The organism is Rhizobium etli 8C-3 (assembly GCF_001908375.1).
Taxonomy (GTDB): domain Bacteria; phylum Pseudomonadota; class Alphaproteobacteria; order Rhizobiales; family Rhizobiaceae; genus Rhizobium; species Rhizobium etli_B.
Genome location: NZ_CP017241.1, coordinates 2,683,866 through 2,708,158, shown reverse-complemented (window position 1 = coordinate 2,708,158; position 24,293 = coordinate 2,683,866). Strand labels below are relative to the sequence as shown.

At 59.4% G+C, this 24,293-nt stretch carries 26 protein-coding genes; 10 read left to right on the top strand and 16 right to left on the bottom strand.

Going from position 1 to position 24,293, the window contains the following annotated elements:
- Positions 1 to 100 precede the first annotated feature (100 nt).
- Positions 101 to 325, bottom strand: coding sequence for a CopG family transcriptional regulator (locus AM571_RS13645; protein WP_074061859.1), 225 nt, complete (start codon positions 323 to 325; stop codon positions 101 to 103).
- A gap of 163 nt (positions 326 to 488) precedes the next feature.
- Between AM571_RS13645 and AM571_RS13640 the strand changes: the two genes are divergently transcribed.
- From AM571_RS13640 to AM571_RS13620, 5 genes are all read left to right on the top strand, one after another.
- Positions 489 to 2,378: an ABC transporter ATP-binding protein gene (locus AM571_RS13640; protein ID WP_074063244.1), complete on the top strand. Its 1,890-nt coding sequence runs from the start codon at positions 489 to 491 to the stop codon at positions 2,376 to 2,378.
- 241 nt (positions 2,379 to 2,619) lie between these two features.
- A complete protein-coding gene (petA, locus tag AM571_RS13635) occupies positions 2,620 to 3,198 on the top strand; it encodes a ubiquinol-cytochrome c reductase iron-sulfur subunit (RefSeq protein ID WP_074061858.1) in 579 nt (192 codons plus the stop codon).
- Positions 3,199 to 3,212: 14 nt separating this feature from the next.
- Positions 3,213 to 4,484: a cytochrome b gene (locus AM571_RS13630; protein ID WP_074061857.1), complete on the top strand. Its 1,272-nt coding sequence runs from the start codon at positions 3,213 to 3,215 to the stop codon at positions 4,482 to 4,484.
- Positions 4,485 to 4,505: 21 nt separating this feature from the next.
- Positions 4,506 to 5,390 (top strand): cytochrome c1, encoded by an 885-nt coding sequence (locus AM571_RS13625; protein WP_074063243.1) that lies wholly within the window; start codon positions 4,506 to 4,508, stop codon positions 5,388 to 5,390.
- 117 nt (positions 5,391 to 5,507) lie between these two features.
- A complete protein-coding gene (locus AM571_RS13620; protein ID WP_074061856.1) occupies positions 5,508 to 6,050 on the top strand; it encodes an adenine phosphoribosyltransferase in 543 nt (180 codons plus the stop codon).
- Between the two features lie 9 nt (positions 6,051 to 6,059).
- Here AM571_RS13620 and AM571_RS13615 read toward each other — a convergent pair whose 3' ends face one another.
- Genes AM571_RS13615 through ychF form a run of 3 tightly spaced genes read right to left on the bottom strand, consistent with a single transcriptional unit; the run spans position 6,060 to position 8,122 of the window.
- The gene (locus tag AM571_RS13615) at positions 6,060 to 6,527 is read right to left on the bottom strand and encodes a MaoC family dehydratase (RefSeq protein ID WP_074061855.1); all 468 of its coding nucleotides are present in this window, start codon (positions 6,525 to 6,527) and stop codon (positions 6,060 to 6,062) included.
- On the bottom strand, positions 6,524 to 6,985 hold the full coding sequence (locus AM571_RS13610) for a MaoC family dehydratase (protein WP_074061854.1): 462 nt from the start codon (positions 6,983 to 6,985) through the stop codon (positions 6,524 to 6,526). The genes AM571_RS13615 and AM571_RS13610 overlap by 4 nt, the downstream gene beginning before the upstream one ends.
- Positions 6,986 to 7,018: 33 nt before the next feature.
- On the bottom strand, positions 7,019 to 8,122 hold the full coding sequence (ychF, locus tag AM571_RS13605; RefSeq protein ID WP_074061853.1) for a redox-regulated ATPase YchF: 1,104 nt from the start codon (positions 8,120 to 8,122) through the stop codon (positions 7,019 to 7,021).
- 341 nt (positions 8,123 to 8,463) lie between these two features.
- Between ychF and clpS the strand changes: the two genes are divergently transcribed.
- Both clpS and AM571_RS13595 read left to right on the top strand, forming a co-directional pair.
- Positions 8,464 to 8,775: an ATP-dependent Clp protease adapter ClpS gene (gene clpS, locus AM571_RS13600; protein WP_074061852.1), complete on the top strand. Its 312-nt coding sequence runs from the start codon at positions 8,464 to 8,466 to the stop codon at positions 8,773 to 8,775.
- Between the two features lie 74 nt (positions 8,776 to 8,849).
- A complete protein-coding gene (locus tag AM571_RS13595) occupies positions 8,850 to 9,248 on the top strand; it encodes a hypothetical protein (protein WP_074061851.1) in 399 nt (132 codons plus the stop codon).
- Here the strand turns inward: AM571_RS13595 and AM571_RS13590 are convergent.
- The 5 genes from AM571_RS13590 to AM571_RS13570 form a co-directional block, all read right to left on the bottom strand.
- Positions 9,232 to 9,687 carry a GNAT family N-acetyltransferase gene (locus AM571_RS13590; RefSeq protein WP_074061850.1) on the bottom strand — a complete coding sequence of 152 codons (456 nt, stop codon included), beginning with the start codon at positions 9,685 to 9,687 and terminating at the stop codon, positions 9,232 to 9,234. The genes AM571_RS13595 and AM571_RS13590 overlap by 17 nt on opposite strands.
- A 5-nt stretch (positions 9,688 to 9,692) precedes the next feature.
- Positions 9,693 to 10,409 (bottom strand): aminoacyl-tRNA hydrolase, encoded by a 717-nt coding sequence (gene pth, locus AM571_RS13585; protein ID WP_074061849.1) that lies wholly within the window; start codon positions 10,407 to 10,409, stop codon positions 9,693 to 9,695.
- A gap of 85 nt (positions 10,410 to 10,494) precedes the next feature.
- Positions 10,495 to 11,214 carry a substrate-binding periplasmic protein gene (locus AM571_RS13580; RefSeq protein ID WP_074061848.1) on the bottom strand — a complete coding sequence of 240 codons (720 nt, stop codon included), beginning with the start codon at positions 11,212 to 11,214 and terminating at the stop codon, positions 10,495 to 10,497.
- A gap of 24 nt (positions 11,215 to 11,238) precedes the next feature.
- The gene (locus AM571_RS13575) at positions 11,239 to 13,596 is read right to left on the bottom strand and encodes an EAL domain-containing protein (protein ID WP_074061847.1); all 2,358 of its coding nucleotides are present in this window, start codon (positions 13,594 to 13,596) and stop codon (positions 11,239 to 11,241) included.
- Between the two features lie 186 nt (positions 13,597 to 13,782).
- Positions 13,783 to 14,397 carry a 50S ribosomal protein L25/general stress protein Ctc gene (locus tag AM571_RS13570; RefSeq protein ID WP_074061846.1) on the bottom strand — a complete coding sequence of 205 codons (615 nt, stop codon included), beginning with the start codon at positions 14,395 to 14,397 and terminating at the stop codon, positions 13,783 to 13,785.
- Positions 14,398 to 14,769: 372 nt separating this feature from the next.
- Here AM571_RS13570 and AM571_RS13565 point away from each other — a divergent pair, with 372 nt between their 5' ends.
- Positions 14,770 to 16,239, top strand: coding sequence for a hypothetical protein (locus AM571_RS13565; RefSeq protein ID WP_074061845.1), 1,470 nt, complete (start codon positions 14,770 to 14,772; stop codon positions 16,237 to 16,239).
- A 132-nt stretch (positions 16,240 to 16,371) separates the two neighbouring features.
- On the opposite strand, the gene AM571_RS13560 is transcribed toward AM571_RS13565, so the two are convergent.
- The 7 genes from AM571_RS13560 to lgt form a co-directional block, all read right to left on the bottom strand.
- Positions 16,372 to 16,860, bottom strand: a complete 489-nt coding sequence (locus AM571_RS13560; RefSeq protein ID WP_081377081.1) for a Kazal-type serine protease inhibitor domain-containing protein — start codon at positions 16,858 to 16,860, stop codon at positions 16,372 to 16,374.
- A gap of 103 nt (positions 16,861 to 16,963) precedes the next feature.
- Entirely contained in the window at positions 16,964 to 17,896 is a 933-nt protein-coding gene (locus AM571_RS13555; RefSeq protein ID WP_074061844.1) for a ribose-phosphate pyrophosphokinase, read from the bottom strand.
- A 105-nt stretch (positions 17,897 to 18,001) separates the two neighbouring features.
- Positions 18,002 to 18,823 carry a hypothetical protein gene (locus AM571_RS13550; RefSeq protein WP_074061843.1) on the bottom strand — a complete coding sequence of 274 codons (822 nt, stop codon included), beginning with the start codon at positions 18,821 to 18,823 and terminating at the stop codon, positions 18,002 to 18,004.
- Positions 18,824 to 18,921: 98 nt separating this feature from the next.
- The gene (locus AM571_RS13545; RefSeq protein ID WP_074061842.1) at positions 18,922 to 20,073 is read right to left on the bottom strand and encodes a M24 family metallopeptidase; all 1,152 of its coding nucleotides are present in this window, start codon (positions 20,071 to 20,073) and stop codon (positions 18,922 to 18,924) included.
- 4 nt (positions 20,074 to 20,077) lie between these two features.
- On the bottom strand, positions 20,078 to 20,872 hold the full coding sequence (gene pgeF / locus AM571_RS13540; RefSeq protein WP_074063241.1) for a peptidoglycan editing factor PgeF: 795 nt from the start codon (positions 20,870 to 20,872) through the stop codon (positions 20,078 to 20,080).
- A 100-nt stretch (positions 20,873 to 20,972) separates the two neighbouring features.
- Entirely contained in the window at positions 20,973 to 22,073 is a 1,101-nt protein-coding gene (locus AM571_RS13535; RefSeq protein ID WP_074061841.1) for a class I SAM-dependent methyltransferase, read from the bottom strand.
- A 21-nt stretch (positions 22,074 to 22,094) separates the two neighbouring features.
- Complete coding sequence (gene lgt / locus AM571_RS13530) at positions 22,095 to 22,943, bottom strand: prolipoprotein diacylglyceryl transferase (RefSeq protein ID WP_074061840.1); 849 nt, start codon at positions 22,941 to 22,943, stop codon at positions 22,095 to 22,097.
- 194 nt (positions 22,944 to 23,137) lie between these two features.
- Between lgt and AM571_RS13525 the strand changes: the two genes are divergently transcribed.
- Both AM571_RS13525 and AM571_RS13520 read left to right on the top strand, forming a co-directional pair.
- Entirely contained in the window at positions 23,138 to 23,398 is a 261-nt protein-coding gene (locus tag AM571_RS13525) for an accessory factor UbiK family protein (protein ID WP_022714228.1), read from the top strand.
- Positions 23,399 to 23,791: 393 nt separating this feature from the next.
- Positions 23,792 to 24,292, top strand: coding sequence for a YbjN domain-containing protein (locus tag AM571_RS13520; RefSeq protein WP_022714229.1), 501 nt, complete (start codon positions 23,792 to 23,794; stop codon positions 24,290 to 24,292).
- Position 24,293: the final 1 nt, after the last annotated feature.

The following is a 24,293-nucleotide window of genomic DNA, read 5'->3' as shown; positions in this document are numbered from 1 at the left end:
ATAAGGTAGACTGTTAACCTTGCAGATCGTGCCACCTGCGCGCTTGGTCGACGCAAGCTGCCGCCTGCACTGGATGATTCCTAACGGAGCCGTTGCCGGTTCACAGGCTGTCTGCCCAGTCTCTTACCCTGTGACGCTCGACCACGACGATGGCGCCTGCCATCGTGCCGAGGGCCGTCAGGCGGCGCTCTTCCTGGTTGTCGAGCCATGCGGCAACCGCCTCGCTGACGATGGTGTCGCGCGATATGCCGAGTTGGGCTGCGGTTTCATCGAGTCTGTCCGCAAGCGGAAGCGGAATATGCGATGCGAGCACCCTTGTTTCCATGACGGTATTTCTCCGTTAAGCACTCATTGTACTCCGAGATCGTGACGAGGTCAGCGACATTCAACACGGATGCCGCCGATGTTACCGAAAATTACCAAAATATAAGGTTGCGTCCGTACTCCATTCCCTTTGCCGCAGGGTTGTCTCGGACTATAACGCAATGATGCTCCTGCGCCCGATACTCAATTTGTTTGAAAGCTGGATCGATCCGTTCCGCCGGCGCGGCAATATACAGCCGCCGCGTTCGACGGCCGGCTTCATCTGGTTCTACATCGGTCAGGCGAAATGGCCCTTCGTCGCGATGCTCGTTCTCGGCGGCATGTCGGCGGCGATCGAGGCGGCGCTTTTCTGGTTCGTCGGTCGATTGGTCGATATTTTGAGCACGGTAAGGCCGGGTGTTGGCTGGAGCGAGATACTTGCTGCACACGGCAACGAGCTCTTCGGAATGCTCGCTTTGATCGGCTTTGTCCGTTTTCTTGTGGTCTTCCTCATCGCGCTGGTCGATCAGCAGGTCATCACGCCCGGTTTTTACAATCTCGCGCGCTGGCAATCCTATCTCCACGTCTCGCGCCAGTCGCTGCATTTTTTCCAGAGCGATTTTTCCGGGCGGATCGTGACGAAGGTCTGGTCGGCCGGCCAGGCGGTGGGTGATCTCGTGACCTCGCTCATGGAGAGCGTCTGGTTCGTGGGAATCTATGCGGCGACGACACTGGTGCTGGTGGCTCAGCTCGATCTTTCGCTTGCCGCCGTGGTGCTGTTTTGGCTCGCTGCCTTCGGCGTGCTTGCCCGCTATTTCGTGCCGCGCATCCGCTATCACTCGCGCGAGACTGCGGAAGCTGCCTCGATGCTCAATGGACGCATGGTCGATTCCTACAGCAACATCCAGACACTGAAGCTTTTCGCTCGTCACGAGGAGAGCGACCGCTACATGCGCCAGGGTTTCGATATCTATCAGGATACCGTGTTGCGCTTTACCCGGTTCATTACCGGTGTGCGCGCCTCCATGGCGCTGCTTTCCGGCCTGATGATCGTGACGATGGGCGGTTTAAGCGTCGACCTGTGGCTGCGCGGGTCGGTGAGTTCCGGTTCCGTGGCTTTTTCGCTGGCCCTCGTCCTGCGCCTCAACTTCCTCCTTGGGCGCCTGATGACGCAGTTCAACGGCATCATGCGCAATCTGGGCACGATCCAGAATGCTGCCGAATTGATCTCGCAGCCGCTCGGTCTCGTCGACCGGCCCAATGCTCCCGATCTCGTCGTCCGGGAGCCCGGCATCCGCTTCGAGAACGTCTCCTTCCATTACGGCCGGGGCAAGGGCGTGATCGAAGATTTCTCGCTCACCGTCGCACCTGGCGAAAAGGTCGGGATCGTCGGGCGCTCCGGCGCCGGCAAGTCGACCCTGGTCAATCTGCTGTTGCGCCTCTACGATCTTGAAGGCGGGCGCATTCTCGTCGATGGCCAGGATATTGCTGCGGTCAGCCAGGAGTCGCTGCGCATGCAAATCGGCGTCGTCAGCCAGGACACATCGCTGCTGCACCGTTCGGTCCGCGACAACATCCTGTTCGGCCGGCCCGATGCGGAGGAAGAACGGCTGCTCGATGCCGCACGGCGGGCAGAGGCGCTCGACTTCATCGAGCGTCTGCACGATCAGCAGGGGCGCAAGGGTTTCGACGCGCATGTCGGCGAGCGCGGCGTGAAGCTTTCCGGTGGGCAGCGGCAACGCATCGCAATCGCGCGCCTCATGCTGAAGGATGCGCCGATCCTGGTGCTCGACGAGGCGACCTCGGCGCTCGATTCGGAGGTGGAAGAGGTGATTCAGTCCAATCTCAGCCGGATCATGGAAGGAAAGACTGTGCTGGCTATCGCTCACCGCCTTTCGACCATTGCCGCGCTCGATCGGTTGATCGTTGTCGACCGCGGCAGAATCATCGAAGAAGGCACGCATAAATCCCTGGTCCAAAGAGGCGGGCTTTATGCCGAGCTATGGGCGCGCCAGTCCGGCGGCTTCCTTGGTGCAGACGCAGATTTGCCCGGGCGCCAGGCGTGGGCCGTTTAGTCAAGCGTCCGCCAGCTGGGCTCCCATGCGCTGAATCCAGGGGATTGCGGTAAAAAGATCATCTGAAAATACCCGCGACATTGTGCCCTCATATTATTGTCAAGGCTGGACATAATTTGCGATCAAGCATAGAACGCGCCGGATTGGCGGGGAATCTAAGGCCGAATTGTGTCTATGTCGATTCGCCGCTTAGAGGGGCAGTGCGGAATTCCGCGAAAATTGCGCAGAGGATGGTTTAGCCGTGAGCGAACACGAAACGACAAGCGAGGCTCCAGGGGAGCCCACGCGCCGTGATTTCCTTTATCTCACTACTGGTATGGCAGGCGCGGTCGGCGCTGCGGCCGCCGCTTGGCCGTTCATCGACCAGATGCGCCCGGATGCGTCCACGCTCGCTCTTGCTTCCATCGAAGTCGACGTATCGAGCCTTGGGCCGGGCATGTCGCTGACTGCCAAATGGCGCGGCAAGCCGGTCTTCATCCGCAACCGTACGCCCGAGGAAGTGAAGGCTGCCGACGAGGTTCCCCTTTCGGATCTCAAAGATCCGATCGCGCGCAACGAGAACCTTCCGGCTGAAGCGCAGGCAACCGGGGTCGACCGTTCTGCAGGCAAGGACAAGGAAAACTGGATCGTCATGATCGGTTCGTGCACCCATCTCGGTTGCGTGCCACTCGGACAGGCCGGCGAATACAACGGTTGGTTCTGTCCCTGCCATGGCTCGGTCTACGACACGGCCGGCCGCATCCGTAAAGGTCCGGCGCCGACGAACCTGCCGATTCCGACCTATTCGTTCGTTTCCGATACAGTGATCAAGATCGGTTGAGGGGAGACTGATTTATGAGTGGCCATTCCAGCTACGAGCCATCAACCGGCCTGGAGAAGTGGATCGATGCGCGCCTGCCGCTGCCGCGCATGGTCTATGACAGCTTCGTGGCATATCCGGTTCCGCGCAACCTGAACTATGCCTACACTTTCGGCGCCATGCTTTCGGTCATGCTGGTCGTGCAGATCCTGACAGGCGTCGTGCTCGCCATGCATTATGCTGCCGAGACCTCTGTCGCATTCAACGCCGTCGAAAAAATCATGCGCGACGTCAACCATGGCTGGTTGTTGCGCTACATGCATGCCAACGGCGCATCCTTCTTCTTCGTCGCGGTCTACCTGCATATTGCCCGCGGCCTTTACTACGGCTCCTACAAGGCGCCGCGTGAAATCCTCTGGATTCTCGGTGTCCTCATCTATCTGCTGATGATGGCGACCGGCTTCATGGGTTACGTTCTGCCCTGGGGCCAGATGTCCTTCTGGGGCGCGACCGTCATCACCGGCTTCTTCTCGGCCTTTCCGCTGGTCGGCGAATGGGTTCAGCAGTTTCTGCTCGGCGGTTTTGCCGTTGAAAACCCGACGCTCAACCGCTTCTTCTCGCTGCACTATCTGCTGCCCTTCATCATCGCAGGCGTTGTGGTGCTGCATATCTGGGCGCTGCACGTGACGGGTCAGACGAACCCGACAGGCGTCGAGGTCAAGACCAAGACGGACACCGTCCAGTTCACGCCCTATGCGACCCTCAAGGACGCACTCGGCGTTTCGATCTTCCTGCTGGTCTACGCCTACTTCGTCTTCTACATGCCGAATTTCCTCGGCCATCCGGACAATTATATCCCGGCCGACCCGCTGAAGACGCCGGCGCACATCGTTCCGGAATGGTACTTCTTGCCGTTCTACGCGATGCTGCGCTCGATCACGTTCAACATCGGTCCGATCGATTCCAAGCTCGGCGGCGTTCTGGTGATGTTCGGCGCCATCATCGTGCTCTTCTTCCTGCCATGGCTCGATACGTCGAAGGTCCGTTCTGCAGTCTACCGCCCCTGGTACAAGATGTTCTACTGGCTGTTCGTGATCGATGCGATCATCCTCGGCTGGCTCGGTTCCCAGCCGGCGGAAGGTGCCTTCGTCCTGATCTCGCAGATCTGTACGCTGCTTTACTTTGCTTTCTTCCTGGTCGCCATGCCAGTGCTTGGCCTCGTCGAGACGCCGCGCCGCATTCCAAACTCGATCACCGAAGCCGTGCTGGAAAAGCGCAATCAACAAACTGCTACGGTCAAGGCATAGGCGAGCGGAAGGAATAGAATGATGAAAAAGCTTATTGCAAGCATTCTGCCGCTCGCAGTCGTAGCTATCCTCGGAACTGCTGCATTTGCACAGGAAGCGACGCCCGGCGAGGGCGCCGCTCCGGCCGAGCACGAGGAAGGCGCCACGCCGCACTATCCGCTGAAGCACCCGCGGGAGCAGGACTGGAGCTTCGCCGGCCCGTTCGGCCATTATGACAAGGGCCAGCTGCAGCGCGGCCTGAAGGTCTACGCGGAAGTCTGTTCGGCCTGCCACTCCATGAGCCTCGTTCCCTTCCGCATGCTCGGCGAGCTCGGTTACTCCGAGGCGCAGGTCAAGGCCTTTGCCGCGAACTACGAAGTCCAGGATGGTCCGGATGCTGCAGGTGAGATGTTCACCCGCAAGGCTATCCCTTCGGATTATTTCCCCTCGCCATACGCCAACGCTCAGGCCGCTGCCGCCGCGAACAATGGCGCGGCCCCACCGGATTTCTCGCTGATCGCCAAGGCCCGCGGGATAACCCGCGGCTTTCCGCAGTTCGTCTTCGATATCTTCACCCAGTATCAGGAGGGCGGACCGGACTATATCTACTCGCTGCTGACCGGCTATGAAGAGCCGCCGGCGGGCTTCCAGGTTCCGGAGGGTGCGCACTACAACCCCTACTTCAACGCTGCCGCGGCTTTCGCGATGCCGAAGCCGCTCTCAGACGATCAGGTGACCTATGACGACGGCACGCCGCAGACCGTCGATCAGTATTCCAAGGACGTCTCGGCCTTCCTGATGTGGGCCGCAGAGCCGCACCTCGAGGATCGCAAGAGCACCGGCTTCATGGTCATCGTGTTCCTGCTGATCTTCTCCGGTCTCATCTTCCTGACGAAGCGCTCGGTCTATGCCAACAAGGAGCACTGAGCGGTTCTAGCTCGACAAGCAAATGGCGGCTTTCGGGCCGCCTTTTTTGTTGGTTCCATGTCAGCCAGTTGATAGGGTGCAACCGACTAAACGCCCTCGCATACACACGGACCTCCCATGAACAATATTGCCTCGGAGCTTGCGGCTAGCATCCGCTCCATCCCGGACTATCCGAAGCCTGGCATTATCTTTCGCGACATCACGACGCTTCTTGGCAATCCACGGGCGTTTCGCCGCGCAGTGGATGAGCTGGTGCAGCCCTATGCGGGCCTGAAAATCGACAAGATCGCCGGCATGGAAGCGCGCGGCTTCATCCTGGGCGGCGCCGTTGCGCATCAGCTTTCGTCCGGGTTCGTGCCAATCCGCAAGAAGGGCAAGCTGCCGCACGATACAGTGCGGATCGCCTACAGCCTCGAATATGGCGTCGACGAGATGGAGATGCACCGGGATGCCGTTCAGCCGGGCGAGAAGGTCATCCTCGTGGACGATCTGATTGCAACCGGCGGGACGGCAGTCGGCGCGACGAAGCTCCTTCGCCAGATGGGTGCGGAAGTCGTCGGTGCGTGCTTCGTCATCGATCTGCCGGATCTCGGCGGCCGCAGGAAGCTCGAGGAGCTTGGCGTGAACGTCCACACGCTGGTCGAATTCGCCGGGCACTGAAGCCCGGCTTTATTCGTATTCGAGCACGCTGCCCTCGAAACGGATGACAGGCGTGCCGTCTTGGTTCACGCCTTCGTTGAGGATCGAGTTCAGGAACCAGCCCGGCCTCGATGTGAGAGGCCGGCTGGCAAGCAAGGTCACCGAATAGCTGACCGTCTCGTCGACGAAGACCGGACGCAGCCATTGCAATTTCTGGAAGCCGGGCGAAGGGCCGAGTTTCGGCGGTGCAAGGCCCTGCCTGGCAAGTCGCGCGGTTTCCTTTTCCCAGTAATCGAGGAAAGTTCGCATCCAGGCGGCGCATGTATGCCAGCCCGAGGCACAGAGATTGCCGAAAAGTGTCTTCCTGGCGGCTTCCTTGTCGATATGGAAGCGCTGCGGGTCGAAGCGTGTGGCGAAATGGACGATCCGCTCCTCGGTAAAGGTATAGCCGCCGATCGAGGCCTTTTCGCCAATCGTATAAAGCTCCGCCATCCTCATGGGTTTATCTCCACGGTGTCGCGCATGCTGAACATAATCCAGTTTTCGCAATAGCAGACCAGATGGCCGTGCTGATTGTGAACCTCATGCTTGAAACGGGCGATTCCGATTCCGGGCCGCGAGCGCATTGCACGCGATTCCAGCACCGTCGAACGCCCGGACAGTGTGTCGCCGGCAAGCACGGGCTTCTTCCATTCCATCACGTCGATGCCGGGTGCGCCCTGCGAATGCGAGTTGAGCAGAAAACCATAGGCCATCATACGCATGAAAAGCGCAGACGTATGCCAGCCGGAAGCCGCGAGCCCGCCAAGGATGCTGGCGCGTCCGGCCATCTCGTCCATGTGCATTGGCTGCGGGTCGAACTCGGTTGCGAACTCGATGATTTCCTGCGCCGTCACGGCGACCGGGCCCAATGCAAAGCTGCGGCCCGGCTCGAAGTCTTCAAAAACTAGCTTCATCTGGCCTCGCCCTTTCTCGGCCGTGCGGACAAATCAGGTATTGAAGCGGAAGTGGATTACGTCGCCGTCCTGAACCACGTATTCCTTGCCTTCATCCCGGGCTTTGCCCGCGTCCTTGGCGCCTGTTTCGCCGCCGAACGCGATGTAGTCGTTATAGCCGATAGTGAAGGCACGGATGAAGCCGCGTTCGAAATCGGTGTGGATCACGCCGGCAGCGGCCGGTGCCTTGGTGCCGCGCACGATCGTCCAAGCGCGGGTCTCCTTGGGGCCGACCGTGAAATAGGTGATCAAGTCGAGCAGGTGATAGCCTGCGCGGATTAGCCGGTCGAGGCCGGCCTCTTCGAGACCGAGTGCGTGGAGGAATTCCTTGCTTTCTTCTTCGGGCAGTTGAGCCACTTCGGATTCGATCGCAGCCGAGATGATCACGCATTCGGCGCCTTGGGCTTTCGCCATCTCGGCAACGGCCTCGGTATGTTCGTTGCCCGTTGCTGCATCGGCTTCCGCGACGTTGCACACGTAGAGCACCGGATGCGAAGTCAGAAGGTTCAGGCTCTTCAGGACTTCGATCTCGTCGGCGCCGAGCGTCTTCAGCAGTATACGAGCCGGCTTGCCTTCGTTGAGAAGCTTGATCACCGCTTCCATGACGGGAAGCTGCGTCAGCGAATCCTTGTCCTTGGAGGCGGCGCGTTTGCGGGTTTGCTCGACTCGGCGCTCAAGACTTTCAAGGTCGGCAAGCATCAGCTCGGTTTCGATGGTTTCGGCGTCGCCGACCGGATTGATACGGCCTTCGACATGAGTGATGTCGTCATCCTCAAAGCAGCGCAGCACATGCACGACGGCATCGACTTCGCGGATGTTGGCGAGGAACTTGTTGCCTAGGCCCTCGCCCTTCGAGGCGCCGCGCACCAGACCGGCGATATCGACGAAGGAAATGCGGGTAGGGATGATTTCCCTGGAGCCGGCGATCGAGGCGAGCTTGTGCATCCGGGGATCGGGAACGGCGACTTCGCCGGTGTTCGGCTCGATCGTACAGAAGGGATAGTTCGCCGCCTGCGCCGCTGCCGTCTTGGTGAGCGCGTTGAAGAGTGTCGACTTGCCGACATTCGGCAGACCGACGATACCGCATTTGAAGCCCATGACTGGATGTCCGTATTCGCTGAAATCGTTGCCTTGCCTATGGGATAAAGGAGCCATGCGGTCAAGTCTTCGGCCGCTTTTACCGCCGCTCACTTGCCGATCGGGCGACACTGGCCTATTTTTCCGCAGGCGGAGATTTCGAGACCTGTTGCGGATTTTACTGAAAGGGCAAGTGACCTCGCCCAGGAGATCCTGGACCATCTCGGTGTCAAACCCGGCGACTGGCTTGAACTTCGGCTCTTGCCTGATCGGGCGCGCAGCCGACACAGTCGAAATTTCCTCGCCGACGATAATTGTCTGATTGAGAACTCGTTCTCATGTCATCAACGGGTGGATTTCCGATGAGTGACAACGACGTTGCAATAAAACCGAAAACCAAGGTCAAGCTGAAGCTGGATAAGCCGAAGCTCTACAAGGTTCTTCTCTTCAACGATGACTATACGCCACGTGAGTTCGTCGTCATGATCCTCAAAGCCATTTTCCGGATGAGCGAGGAGACGGGATACAGGGTGATGATGACGGCGCATAAAATGGGCTCCAGCGTGGTCGTCGTCTGCGCCAAGGACATTGCCGAGACCAAGGTCAAGGAGGCGATGGACTATGCCAAGGAGGCAGGCTTTCCGCTGATGTTTACGGCAGAACCCGAAGAATAGGCCGTTTCTTAACCAATCTTCTTAAGCCGCCATCCGTCAATTTTCGCTACATTGCGCCGAGGACGGAGGCCCGCATGCATGCTGAGGCAGCGACTTGGCATTATTTCGTAGCCGCGGCGCTCTTTGCGATCTTCGGGGCAATGGGTCATGTCGTGCGTGCGCTGTGCAACGTCTATCCGGACAGGCTTTCGGACAAGCCGATCATCGATCTTGCCATTTCGGACGGTTATGATCTTTCCGACATGCTCTTCGGAACGGAATATGACGATGCCGGCTACTATCGGCTCGACAGCCTCAAGAACCTGCGCATTGCCTGCTCCATTGCCGTCGTTGCCGGCATTGGCACCATGCTGTTCGTAGAGGATGCCTCGATCCTGATGGCAACGGCGATCGACGACGGAGCCAGCGCGCTTCGGGAACTGCTCCTCAACCGCTTTCAAGAGCTGCAATTGCTGATCAGCCGGGGCGTCTGATCTGATAACCTGTCTTATCCCGCATGAAGCCGCAGTTTTCGTAAAAAAGCAGCGTCGCGGGGTTCCTTGAACCGGTAAGGAGCATCACTTTATAGCAATTCTCCTTCCAGGCCGTTGCGCAGGCATGACGGATCAAGGCGCCGGCATAACCCTTCCTGCGGTGATCGGCGTGCGTGACGACATTCTCGACAAGAGCGTATGAAGCGCCGTTTCGCGTCAGATTGGGCGAAATGATCAGTGTGGCGGATGCAACGGGCATGTCGCCGGCCAGCGCGACAAATATGGTCATGCCCGGTTGGGCAAGGATGGCTGAGAAGCGGTCGCTTGCCCGGGCGGGATCGATCGCTGGATCATCGGGATTGAGGTGGCGGTAGAGCTCAAGAAGCGTCTGCAGATCGCCAGGACCGGCATGCCGGATCATGATGTCCTGCTTCGACATCGTGCTTACTCGCCCTTGCTGCCAAACATCTTCTTCAGCATTTCCGCCATGGGCCCGGTCGCAGGCAGCTTGGGCTGCGTGTGATTGCGCGCCTGATGGATGTGGGATTGGGCTGCAGACTTCCTTTCGGCCTTCGGCTTGTTTTCCTCCGCCTTGGCGCCGACAGCAAGCGCCAGCTTGTTCATCAGCTGCGAATCCTCGTTGCGCACCAGCATGTCGGCATTGTCGGCAAGCGTTTCCAAAAGCGGCTGCAGCCAGGCCTGGTCGGCCTTGGCGAAGTCCGCGAGGACGTGGTGCTGCACAAGTTCTTTGACGCCAGGGTGGCCGATGCCGAGGCGAAGGCGCCGGTAATCCTTGCCGCAATGGGCATCGAGCGACCTGATGCCGTTGTGGCCGCCATTGCCGCCGCCGATCTTCAGCCGGGCCTTGCCGGGCGGCAGGTCGAGCTCGTCATAGATGGCGACGAGATCGCAAGGCTGCAGCTTGTAGAAGCGCATGGCTTCGCCGACGGCTTCGCCGGAGAGGTTCATGTAGGTTTGCGGCTTGACAAGCAGTACCTTCTCGCCACCGAGCTCGCCTTCGGAAATTTCCGCCCTGAACTTCTTGGACCAGGGGGAAAAGCTGTGGCGCCTGTGGATGGCGTCGGCCGCCATGAAGCCGATATTGTGACGGTTTCCGGCATGTTTGCTTCCGGGATTGCCGAGACCCGCTATGATCAGCATTTGGCCAGTCCGTTTGTTGAATGCCTGCTGTCGCTTCACCACCGCGAAATGGGCAGGAAGTCAAGCGCAAAGGCACGGCGCGGCGCTAATCGCCGAGATCCAGTCCATACTTGAAGAAGATCTCCTTCTGGATTCCGTTGGAAATCAGCTTGTCGAGGGCGGTCTGCATCCGCACCTGAAGTTCGGATGGAAAATCCTTGTGACAGGCGATACCCATCGGCTGTGAGGAGAGCATGGTGACCATTTCCACCGGCTGATCCGCCTTCAGCTTTTCGAAGTAAAGCTCTGAAATGGGCATCATGTCGATACGGCCGCCGAGAAGCTTGCGAAGCGTGGCGTTGAAGTCGCTAGCGATATCGAGCTTGGTAAAGCCCTTCTGCCTCAACACCATCTCGGTATAGTCCTCGCGCTGCGTGCCGACAGTATATTTCTTGGACGCCTCCAGGTCACTCGCAACCACGCCCGATCCTTTCCTTGTGATCAAAATATTACGATCGACGAGCAGGGGCTCGATCCATTTGAAAAGGGGATCGCGCAGGCCATTGTGTGCCGTGGCAAAAACGCAGGTCATCGGCCTTGATTGCGCGAGGCTATAGGCGCGCGCCCAGGGCATCATCTCGATGGTATAGTCGACGCCGATATCGGCCATGACCTTTTCAACTTGTTCGACGGTCGCGCCCTTGATCACCTTCCCGTCGCGATAATTGAAGGGCGCGTATTCTTCAGTCGTGAAATTCACCGTCTGTGACTGTGCCGGCGCTGCGCAAGGAAGCGTCAGAAAAGCAAGAAGCAGGAGCTTTTTCATCTATTTCCACCTTCAATGCGCCGCTCACGAGGCTTGGGCGACCTCGTTTTCCGCGGCTGTGAGGTCCTCGATCAATTTCAAGGCATTTTGCGGACGACGGAAGAGGTAGCCCTGACCGTAGTCAAGCCCCATCTGGTGTAGGGTGCGGCATTCTTCCTCGGTTTCTATGCCTTCCGCAATCACGGTGCAGTCCATCTTGTGCGAGAGCGTGGTGATCCCTTCGATGAGCATCCTGCTCTTGTGACGGACGTCATCATTCGTGTCGTTGATCGACCGCGTGAAGGATTGGTCGACCTTGATGATGTCGACCGGGAAGCGGTTGAGATAGCTCAGCGACGAGTAGCCGGTGCCGAAATCATCAAGGGCGATGCGGCATCCGAAGCGGCGCAGTTCGGTGAGCACCATGCGTATTTGCGGATTGTCGTCCATCAGAACGGCTTCCGTGATTTCGACGACGATGCGATCAGAACGGATGCCGTGCCGCCCGACGAGCCCGGCGAGGCGGGAGGGCAGGGCGGCTTCGAACTGCAGCGGCGAGAAATTGATCGCGAGATAAGTATCATGCATGCCTGGGATCCGGGAGATATTCGCCAGATGCCCGATCGCTTTTTCCATGATGACGTTGCCGACGCGGACGATCTTGGCGGTCTCCTCGGCGACGTGGATGATGCCAGCCGGCGGCATCAGCCCCTTCAGGGGATGATTGAGGCGCAGGAGCGCTTCAAATCCGGCGATCCGGTGATCGTCGAGGCCCACGATCGGCTGCAGATAGGCCTCGAACCAATCCTCGGCGAGGCCGTTTTCGATGTGGCTTTCGATCTCGGCGCGCGCCCTTGCGCTGTCCAGCATACTGTTGTCGAAAATCTGCGCGCCATTCTTGCCGTCGCGCTTTTTCGCATACATCGCCATGTCCGACTTCTGCAGCAGTTCGGCTGCATTCGAGGCATGGCGCGGATAGATGGCGATGCCGATGCTGGCGCTTAAATGCAGGTCGGGGCCGAAAGGCGCCTCGAAGACGCTGGCAATCTGCTCGCACATCGCCCTGGCGCGCTTCTCGCCGTCCGTGGCCGGAAGCAGGACGGCGAATTCGTCGCCGCCAAGGCGCGCTGCCTGATCGGAGGGCGCGAGATGTCTGTTAATCCGCTCGACGAGCTCGCGCAGTGCGCGATCGCCTTCGGCATGGCCCATATTGTCGTTGATCCACTTGAACCGGTCGAGATCGATGAACAGGCAGGCAAGCTCCTGACCGGCGGCATCGGCTTCGGCGATCTTGCCGTCGAGGGCCGTCTCGAAGCCTTGGCGGTTCAGCAGACCGGTGAGATGGTCGGTTATCGCCTGACGATGGTTGCGGTCTTCCGAGGCCTTCAGTGCGGTCACGTCGGTCATGACCGACAGCAAGAGCTGGTTAGGTCCGGTGGCCGTCTTGGATTCCAGGATCAGCACGTCCATGATGCGGCCGCCTGCGCACAGGAACTTGACGGTCACGTCAAGTGCCGCGCCGTTCTCGAAACCTTCCTTGCGGTGTTGAAACGCGTCGCGGGTGTCGGGCGTCACGAGTTCGGAAAATCTGCGTCCGATCACCTCAGTCCTGCCATAGCCCGTTGCGACAAGCCAATAGTCACTGACCGCTATGATGCGATCCTCGTTGTCCAGAGAGAAAAGCATGGCTGGCGTGAGGTTATAGATATCGGTTGCGAGGCGGTGGGCGAGTTTCAGTTCCTTCTCCTCGCTCTCCAGCTTCGTCTGCATCTCGTTGAAGCTGCGGGCAAGGCGGCCGATCTCATCGCTCGACTGCCAATCGACGTGATGGCGCGATCCGAGCTGACGGGTGGCCTCTATGGCTGCGATAAGCCGCATGAGCGGCTGTATGACGAAGAGGCGGTTGCCGATCAATGCGGTGCCGAAGACGGTGAGAACGGCGAAGATGAAGATAGATATGAAGACGACTTCTTCATGCTTCAGGCCGGAGAAGAGGCCAAGCTTGGGATAATAGACCGCGATGCTGCCGAGGTTCTTCGGACCGTCGACCGTGTTGTAGATGATTGCACGGGAAACCTGAACGAGCTCACCGTCAAAAGATTTCGGGATGGTCGATTGCGTCACGTTGAGCTGACTGGATTGATCACGAACCTCAACCTTCACGATGGCGCCCTGCGAAACCATCGTTGCGCTGATCTGTGTGACGCTGTCTTCGTCCAGATCCCAGAGCGGCTTTGCGAGCGCCTGGGAATTGGCAACTAGAAGAATGGAGATGTGGTCGCGTATTTCCCTGTCGGCGCGCTCGGAAGAAAGGAAGAGAAACAATACAAAAAGCGGAGCGACAAATATGAGAAGCGCCCCGCAAACAATCGCAAAAAATCTGTTCTCAACGGAATTGTTCATCGTTCCGTTTCTCCCGGGGCTCTCATTTACGCAGCCAAAACGGCAAAGAGCGGCAAGTTTAGAAATGCTTGGGGAATGCTTTCACGAATGTGTTAAATGTTGCTGAAGTGAGCTCGCGCTAAAATTGATAAAGGCCCGCCTTCCAGTGGAAAGCGGGCCTTATAATTACGAATTGGTGTATGCGGATTATGCTTCGGCTTCGCCTTCGCCTTCAGCGGCAGCTTCTTCTTCAACGCCAGCAGCCGGAGCAACGATCGTTGCGATCGTGAAGTCGCGGTCGATAACCGTTGTCACGCCCTTCGGCAGTGCGACTTCGGAGATATGGATGCTGTCGCCAATCTTCTTGCCGGAGAGGTCGATGTCGAAGAATTCCGGGATCGCATCAGCCGGGCAGTGAACTTCGATTGTGTGGCGAACGATGTTCAGCACGCCGCCGATCTTGACCTGCGATTTCTCTTCGTTGATGAAGTGAACCGGGATTTCGACGGTGACCTGCGTGTTGCCGGAGACGCGGAGGAAATCCACGTGCATCGTGAAGTCGCGAACCGGATCGAGCTGATAGTCCTTCGGCAGAACCTTGTACTTCTCGCCGCCGACGTCGATCGTCGCAACAGTGGTCATGAAACTACCGGCATGAATGCGCTTCGTCACCTCATTGGTGCTGAGAGCGATAGAAATGGGGGCCTGCTTGTCACCATAGATGACAGCTGGAATCAAACCGTTGCGGCGAAGTTCACGGGCGGACCCCTTACCAACCCGTTCGCGCGCCTCGGCCTTGAGCTCGTAAGTTTCCTGGCTCATGGCTATTCCTTTCGAGGTTATTTGGAGAGTCTCCGGCGGTATCATCCTTCCGGTGACTGGAGGGGCCGTTTGGCCTTCCTCATCCGCGTTGCCTCCAAGGGTGTCTGCGCGGACGCGTGCGCTATAGTATAAGTGAAGCGGAAACGCAAGGCGAGGCGGCTCCGATTCCTCGGGTTGCCGGTCGGTAGCAGGCGGCTGTGAACTAATACAAACCAACGCGGGAGCAATAGGGACGGGACCGGATATCAAACCGGGTTTCTAATTATTGCGATTCAGCAGCTACAGGGCTTGCCTTTTGGGCAAGCCTGAGATGACATCCGGCCGCCTACATTCTCACAAGGCCGCCGATCGACGAGGCGGAGGAGCACATTAATGCGCTACAGGCTGATGACGGCGACGAGCGCCGTTGTTTTCGGATTGATGACGGCGGGCCATGCGGCCGGGATCGATCAGGATGGTGCAAACGCCATTCGTGACAATCTCAACAGCCTGCTGCCCGAAGACATTGCCAAGAGCGGCGTCGTCGCGGTCAATCCGGCCGGTGCGCGCTACGAGATCACCTACGACCTGGCCAAGCTGCTTTCCAAGTTCAATCCGGCGGATCTTGCAATCAACGGCCTGAAACCGATCTCGATGTTCGCCACGCCACGAGACGACGGGCTTTGGAATGTCGAAGGCGACAGCAGCCTGAATGTTTCCGGACACTTCAAGGCACCGGACAAAAAGCGCACCGATTTCACCTATTCCATCGCCTCAATGGTCCATACTTGGGTCTTCGATCCGGCGATCAGCTATTTCCGCTCCGGTGATTTCAGCGCCAAGGATATCAAAGTCACGACCGCGACCGATACCGAGCAGGTCGATGCCAGCTTCGGCGACATGAAATACAAGCTCACCTCAGCTGATGGCGCTTCCGCCGACAGAATAGACTTTGCGGCGAACGGTACTTTGACAGCGTTTGCCGAGCAGGTGCACGGGAAGGATATGCCGCCGATCCGGATCACGGCCGATACCATCGATTTCGAAGCCAAGGTCGCCAGCCTGCCGGCAAAGCAATTGAGGGACATTGTCATCTTCGCAGTCGACCATGCCGATGAAAAGCAGATGAGCAAGGAGAGCGAGGAAAGGCTGAAGGGCATGCTACGCGCCGCTTTTCCGCTGGTCTCTTCGTTCGAGGAAGTCATCACCCTCAACAATCTTGCAGTGACGAGTGCTGCGGGCGGCGGCGGCGCCCAGAGCTTCGCCTACCGCCTGGCTGTAAATGGGCCGAGCAACGCAACGCAGTTTGACGTTGCAATGAATGCTGCCAACATCACATTCGACAGTCCGATGATTCCGGCCGCCTATTCCGCCTTTGTGCCTCAGGCAGTCGATGTGCAGTTGGCCATCCCGGGCATGGATTTTGCGGCTTTCGGTGATGAATTCATGAAACTTGACCTCACCAAGCCGCCGGAGGGCAGGGAGGACGCGGGCAAGAAGGCCGTGGAGCGGCTTTTCCGCAATGGCAGGTTTGTAATCGACATTCCGAAGGTCAGCGCCAAGTCCGGCGTCTACGACATCGACATATCCGCAAGGGTAGAGAGCCGCATCGACGTGGGCAAGCAGGACTATGCGCTGCAAGCCTCGGTTCTGGCGCGCGACTACGACAAGACCATCGCGGCAGTTCAGGAGCTTGCCAAGACCAATCCCGAGCTCAATCAGGCGTCGTTCGGAATGCTGATGGTCAAGGGTTTCGCCAAGACCGATCCGGATGGGCGGCAGCGCTGGGACGTGACGGTCACGCCCGATGGAACCGTGAGCGTCAATGGCCAGCAGATCAAGGGGCCGGATAAGCCGGAATGATTTTGCCGGGCATCAGGCGACACCGACTGTCACTGCCACTCTTTGGCGCCTAAGAGTGGCCGACAGCTTGGCAAGTCGGGTGGCGCGCGCGGGGACTTCAGGCCAACATCATCGCCGCCATCGGCCAGATGATCATAAGCGGCATTCGCCGCCGCTGATGATCCGGAAGCCTGCATTGCCAGCCTCGCAGGAGTTCGGGAAGGTCTGTGTCTGACGGCCGCGCTGACCGCAGACCGGCGCATATTCGCGCGTACAGATGCCGCCCGGGCGTTCCGGACGGTCAGGCCTGTTCGGGCGATCCGGCCGGGGCGGGCGTCCGGGACGATCCGGCTCGGGAAGCGCAACCGGTGGGGCGCGGCGGCATTCGCCGCGGCCGACGATCATGAAGCCGCTGTTGCGAGCCTGGCAGGCATTTCCGAAGGTTTGAAGCCGGCCACCGCGTTCGCCGCAGACCGGCGCATATTCCATGGTGCACATTTGCTGCTGCGGTGGCCACGGGCGGGGCGAGGGTCGCGATGGACCTGGATCGACATCCATCGTGCAGGCACAGAGCAGGGGAACAAGCGCAAGAAGCGCAAGGCGTTTGAAGGCTACTGAACGTTTCATCCTGATGGCGGTCATAGGGCTTCTCATGCAAATCGCTTGCGCGAAAGTAGCCGAAAGCGCGCTGCCGAAGAAGAATAAAATACAACCCTGCCTAATATTTTGTGGGCGCGGAGAACTTTCAGTCGAAGAGACTTGAAACAGATTCTTCCTGGCTGGTGCGGTTGATCGCTTCGCCGATCAGGGTTGCGGTCGTAATCACGCGGATATTGTGGGCCGACTGGACGGCGGTGGTCGGCTGGATGGAGTCGGTGATCACCAGTTCGCGCAGCTTCGACGACGTGATGCGGGTGACCGCGCCGCCGGAAAGAACGCCGTGGGTGATGTAGGCGGTGACGCTTGCCGCACCTTGGGCCAGCAACACATCGGCGGCGTTGCAAAGCGTGCCGCCGGAATCGACGATGTCGTCAATCAGCAGGCAATCCTTGCCTTCGACGTCGCCGATAATATTCATGACTTCGGATTCACCTGGGCGGTCGCGGCGCTTGTCCACGATCGCCAGAAGACAGTCGAGGCGTTTTGCGAGCGAACGGGCGCGGACGACGCCGCCGACATCGGGCGAGACGACCATGACATTGCTGATGTCGTAATTGGCCTTGATATCGCGCGTCAGCACCGGAACGGCGTAGAGGTTGTCCGTCGGAATGTCGAAGAATCCCTGAATCTGGCCGGCATGCAGGTCGAGCGTCAGAACCCGGTCGGCCCCGGCCTCGGTGATGAGGTTGGCAACCAGTTTCGCGGAGATCGGCGTGCGCCCTGAGGCGCGGCGATCCTGGCGGGCATAACCGAAATAGGGAAGAACTGCCGTGATGCGGCGCGCCGACGAACGTCGCATCGCATCGATCATGATCAGCAGTTCCATCAGATGATCGTTCGTCGGAAAGGAGGTCGACTGGACGACGAAGACGTCTTCGCCGCGAACGTTTTCCTGGATTTCGACGAAGATTTCCTGATCGGCAAATCTTCTGACGCTGGCCTTGCCCAAGGGCACATTGAGATAGGTGCAGATCGCTTCGGCGAGATGCCGGTTCGAATTGCCTGCGAAAACCTTCATTTTGGCCCGCCTGTTGTCTGCCGATAGCCGCGCTTTTTAGCCAGCTTGCTTCCGAATGCAAGCGCAAAGGCGCCACAGGCTTTGATATTTGTAAAAAGCCTGTTGCTAACCGTTGCGCGCCTGCCGCCAGGAATCGAACTCGGTGATCGTTTTCCTGGCGATCTGCTGCATGACGGAGGCCGGAACACCGACCCAGGGATCTTCTGCTGCGGAAGGAACCTTTTCCTGTCCCTGAATGCGGTGCAGGCGGGTACCACTGCCGTCGAGGATATCCCAGACGTAAACCACGGTCACGTTGCCGTCGTCGGTAAAGGCCGAGAGGTAACCCTTCAGGATATAGTCGCTGCTGGTGTCGTTCGAACTCTTGATCGACAGACCGTGCGAGCGCGCCTCGGCGCCGAGCTGGCGGGAAAGCGGCGTCACTGCCTGGACGGGAGCGCCGATAATCGGCAGGAAGCGAACGGTGTTGCCGCCGATTGCAGACGAGGCGGCAGGATCGATGGCTGCGACCCGTTTCTGCTGGCTGCCAGGGGCCAGATTGCCCATGTCTTCTTCTTCCGCCTGCGCGTTGGAAACCGGTTCGGCAAGCGTCCTCGCGTCGACAGGCTGCGAAGCCGCGGGCGAGGGTCCGCGCCGAGCAAGCGCATCGGCCTGCGCCTGCATTGTCGTCGGCGGCGCGCCGGGACCGGATCTGTAAGTCTGATTGTTGTATGCCGGATGGTAGCCGGCCTGCCTGGATTCGCCGGCAAAGGCCCGCAAAGGCTCTGAACCCGCCATGCGCTCGACTTCGCGCTGGGTGACGGGTGAGGTGCGACCAAGCGACGAGTCGCCGATATCGACTTGCGGCGTTAGCGCATCGGTGGTGTTGCAAGAAGAAAGCGCGGCCAGGCAGACAAGGAGTATCGGCGCAGTCTGAGCTCGCGTCATCGCTGTCGTCGTCCTTCCCTCATTCGCATCAGCCCGCCTGATTTATGGGGGCGGGGGCTGTCGGCTGTCAATTCCGGAATCTTGCCGGTGATTGCCCATCATGCGCCGATGAAATCGAGCGAGTGGCGGGAAAGCGTGCGCGGCGCATCTGCCGTCGTTAGGTAGGTCTGGCCCAGCGTCATGGCCGTTCCGGTGTCGGAATCGGCTATGATCATGTGCACGAAGAGCGACATGTTCGGCTCGATCGGCTGCGGATTGCCGACATGAAACATCTGATGTTCCATCCAGGATGGCGAGAAGCGGGCGCCGAGCGAATAGCCGCAGGCGTTCAGCCGATGCCGGGCAAGCCCGCGCTCGTCCATGATCTTCGCATGCATGTCGAAGACGTCGCCGAAGGTGTGCCCTGGTTTCAGCACGGTTTCGATCGCCTGCAGGTTTTCCAGGCAAGCGTTGTAGAGTTCGCGGTGGCGGTGCGTCGGCTCGCCGATGACGATCGTGCGCATCATGGCGGCGTGATAATGGGCATAGGTGCCTGCCCATTCGAGCGTAAGCTGGTCATTTGCATCGAGCTTGCGGCGGCCCGCCTTATAGCGGCAGAGCAGGGCGTCCGCGCCGGAACCGATGATGTATTCGTTGGCGGGGTAGTCTCCGCCACCCGAAAAGACCGCGCCCTGCATGGCGGCAAGGATGTCCGCCTCGTCGGCGCCGGGCTTCGTCAGCCCGACAGCGGCATCCAGAGCATCGTCTGCAAGGGCTGCGGCACGCTCGACATAGACCACCTCTGCCGGGCTTTTCACGAGGCGCAAGCGGCTGACGAGATAGGAGACATCGACGATCTGGCCGAAGGTGGAAAGCTGGGCGTCTAGCAGGCGGGCGATTCGCCCGGTCATGCCGTGGGTGTCGTATTCGACACCGATGCGCCCACCGAGCAGGTCCATGTCGACCAGCAGGTTTCTGAGGTCGAGGGTCGGGTCGGCATTGACGCGGTCGACCCAGATGTGGATGTCTTCGAGGATCGACGTGTGCCTGGCCTGACGAAGGTCTGCCGAGCGGGTAATCAGCGACATTGTGCCATCGGCCTTGACCACCAGGGTCTGGAAGAAGCAGTAGCCGAACGTGTCGTACCCCGTCAGCCAGTACATGCTTTCCTGCGCGAAAAGCAGGATGGCATCGAGCTTTTCTGCGCGCATCTGGTCAGTAAGGCGCGTGAGGCGGCTTGCGAATTCGGCTCTTTCGAAATGCAGTGCCATGCGGTCAAATCTCCCTGATGCTGATCGCTGAAATCTGGCGGCCGTAGTCCGGCTCCTTATTATGTGTGGTGCGCCGGTACGAGAAAAAGCGCTCGCTGTCCGGATAGGTGCAAATGCCAAGGCTTTCGGCGCGCACACCCGCGTTCAGCAACCGGTCGATGGTCAGGGCCGGAAGGTCGAACATGGCATGGGCCGACGTCTTCGAAGGAATGAAATAGCGCTCGTAAGTCGAATCGTATGTGACGAAGCGCTCAACGAATTCCGGGCCGACTTCATAGCTTGTCTGGCTGATCGAGGGGCCGAGGCAGGCAATCATGGTCCGGCGCTTTGCGCCAAGCCTTTCCATCGCTGCAACGGTGTTTTCCAGGACGCCGGTCAGTGCGCCTTTCCATCCGGCATGTGCCGCGCCGATCACCCGGTTTTCCGGGTCGGCGAACAGGATCGGGCCGCAGTCGGCAGCGAGAACGCCAAGGACGATGCCCGGCGTTGCCGTGACCAGCGCGTCGGCCTCAGGGCGCGTGCCGTCATAGCTGCTGTCGACGGTGACCGCATCTGGCGAATGAACCTGATGGACTGTCGCGAGCCTTTCCAAGGGCTGGCTGAACCAGGCGGCGACGCGACGGCGGTTCTCCATTACCTTTGTGCGGTCGTCGTTCGAGCCAAGCCCGACATTCAGGCCGCGATAGAGCCCCTCCGAAACGCCGCCCGCCCGTGTGAAATAGCCGTGGCGGATCACTTCGCCGGCCGCTTCGTTCAATAGAGCGCTTTCGATCGGTGCGGGGAAGGCCGCGTCTTGCATCGGTGATTCCGGGGTGTTTGAACGGAGGCCATTGTCCGCCGGCCCGCCCGGCGAAGCATTCTCGATTGCGCCGGATGTTGGCCCAGGGCCGCGCATCCTGTCAATCCACCGGACGGAACGGCATGAGATCGACGGCCGGATAGGAGACGGCCATCGCCTTGAAAAGCTCGCCCATTCGGCCTTCGCCGGAGCCGGCCAGACGGTCCACCGCGTCCTGAATGATCTGCCGGGTGCGCGGTTCACGATCGCGGCCGAGAGCGGCAGCGCGCTCGAGAATGCCGAGGCCGATCAGGAAATCGCCCTGGTGCAACGCGCCGTTGAGATGCAGCCCGGCGCCGACGGCCGTTTTTGCAAGGTCCTCAAAATCCACATGGCTTGTCAGGTCCGCTTCACCGGGATGGGCAAGCGGCGGATCGAACTCGTGCATGCGCAAGGCCTGTAGCGTATCACCGAAGCCGGTGACGAGATGGCCGTAATCGATCGCAAGCGCCGTGCCGCCGAAAGCCTTCAGGCGATCGCAGATCCTCATCATCACAGCCTGCCGGGCCGGCGATATTTCAAACAGCGTGCCTGCCGGCGCTGCCTGCGGTAATCCAGGCAGCAGTGCCGGATCGATGCCGGCGATCCCGGCGGCGAATGTCAGCTCGCCATCGATGTCAAGGCCAACCATGCGCTCGCGAAAGCCGGTTGGCGTCTTGACGAACTGACGGATCGGAATGGCGTCGAAAAGCTCGTTTGCCGCAATCAGCGTGAAACCCGGTGGCACTTCCTCGAAATCGGAATGCCAACTGATCTTGCCCTCATGTGCGTGAAGTGTCTGTTGCTGGATATCGCGCAGGCGCTCGCTCGTCTCGATGAGATGAACCGTCATATTCTCGAAAAGCGGCGCGGCGAGACGCTCGATGACGCGCAGCATGTCAGCCATCATCGTCCCACGCCCGGGGCCGATTTCAACGAGGCGCGCGCCTGCCGGCGCGCCATGGCGCTGCCAGGCATGCACGACGAACACCCCAATCATTTCGCCGAAGAGCTGGCTGACTTCGGGCGCAGTGACAAAATCGCCGGACCGGCCGAAGGGCTCGCGGGTGCGATAGTAGCCATATTGCGGATCAGCGAGGCAGAGGGAAAAATAGTCCGTGACGCTGATCGGCCCGTTCGCCTGAATGATCGCCTTTATTTTTTCACCGAGTGCGGTCGTCATGATCGTAGCGTCCTGACGGGCTCAATGCTGCAAAGCGGCCTGGCGGCGGGCACGCGCCATCGCCCAGATGCCGAGCAAGATCATCGGGAAAGAAAGGACCATGCCCATGGTCAGCCAGTTCGTGCCGAGTAGGTAACCAAGCTGCTGATCCGGCTCGCGGAAGAATTCGACGAATATGCGTGACAGCGCATAGCCGCAGACGAAGAGACCGGTAACGAGCCCTGGTGATTTCAGCGCGCGGAAAGCGTAGACGACGAGGGCAAGAAAAAGCAGCAGCACGATGCCTTCAAGGCCTGCTTCATAGAGCTGGCTCGGATGCCGCGCAAACGGCCCGCCCGTCGGGAATACGACTGCCCAGGGCACATCCGTAAGCCGCCCCCACAGCTCGCCGTTGACGAAGTTTGCAATGCGGCCGAAGAAGAGGCCGATCGGCACCACTGTGGCGACGATGTCGAAAAGGCTCCAGATCGGAATGCTGTTCTTGCGCGCAAAGAGGATCATGGCGATCGTCGTGCCGATGGTTCCGCCGTGGAAGGACATGCCGCCATTCCAGATCTCGATGGCACGGAGCGGGTCCTCTATCACGGCCGGCAGATCGTAGAAAAGGATGTAGCCGATGCGGCCGCCCAGAACGATGCCGATGGCTGCCCAGACGATGAAGTCGTCGATCTGCGCCTTGGTGATCGGCGAGGCATTGCCCGGCCAAAGCGCGTGATTGCCGGCGATCTGCCGGGCATAGAGCCATCCGAGCAGGATGCCTGCCACATAGGCAAGCCCGTACCAGTGAACAGCCAGAGGACCGATCGAAATGGCGATCGGATCGATATCCGGAAAGGGCATGATCGAAAGAAGATTGGCTGCAGTCGGCAAGGCTTTTCCACCCGTTGTTGTGCGCGGAACATGGCGTTGCGATACGAAGCGGTCAAGTCGATTGTGAGGCAGACCAAATGCCCGCAGCCGATTATCCAGAGCAAAGCGCTTGCATCCCACACATCAAAGCCCTACCTCATTCCTCAGGGCTTTTCGCCGATCAAAATCATGTGGTGGGAAGGAGAACAACCGCCATGACGAGTGGAACAAACCGCATCATGGACGAATTCGCCAAGCTGATGACGGATGCAGCGGGCGCTGCCCAGGGTGTGCGCAAGGAAATCGAGACCGCCTTCAACGCCCAGGCCGAGCGCTGGCTGAATACAATGGATGTGGTCAAGCGCGAGGAATTCGAGGCTGTCCGCGAAATGGCGATCAAGGCGCGCGACGAGAACGAGGCGCTGCTTGCCCGAGTCGCCGCGCTCGAAGCAAAACTTGCTGCAAAAACGAAGTAAATCTCATTCAGGCACAGGGCACGGTGTGGCGCTTGAGCGGCACGCCTCTTCATCGACAAAAAAATCAGGTGTCGTTTTCCACCTGTGGACACTGCCAAAAAAGCCAATACGCAGAGTCGCTTACAACCTCCTTCTGAAATCAAATTCCGAACGGCTGTCCACAGTGCCTTTCCGGAAATGACCGGAGAGGGGCTGGCTTGTCACCGGGGGCGTTATACACTGATTTTAAATGATGATTCGAAGCGGACATTGGTAAGCTCCGGGCAGGTTCACTGCGTTAGGTCTGGCAGCGGTTCAACGAACATCAAGTGGTGGTTCCGGTTTTGCGTGTGTCTGTTCTTGTGTTCGTAAACTCAAGTTCAGTCGCATTCATTCCGGTCAAGAAGGTGCTGCATGAGCCTTATGGAATTGGAATTCGAGCGTCAGTCGAACCCGGTCGACATGATCGAGTACGTCGCCGCCAATAACGACTGGTCGTTTGAGCGGTCGGGCGAGGACGAGATCGCAATGACGGTCGAGGGGAAGTGGGCCGATTACCACGTTTCCTTCTCCTGGATGGAGGAATTCGAGGCGCTGCATCTCGGCTGCGCGTTCGACATCAAGGTTCCAGAAGCTCGCGTCAACGAGGTCACCAAGCTTCTGGCGGCGATCAACGGGCAGGTTCTGATGGGTCACTTCGATCTGTGGCGGCAGGAAGACGTGATCATCTTCCGGCAGTCGCTGCTTCTGGCGGGCGGTGCCGAGCCAACGAACCGTCAGGTGGAAGTTTTGCTTTCCAGCGCTCTCGATACCTGCGAAGCTTACTATCAGGCGTTCCAGTTCGTCATATGGTCCGGCCTGGATGCCGCCAAAGCTATGGAAGCAGTCCTCTTCGAAACGGTCGGCGAAGCGTAAG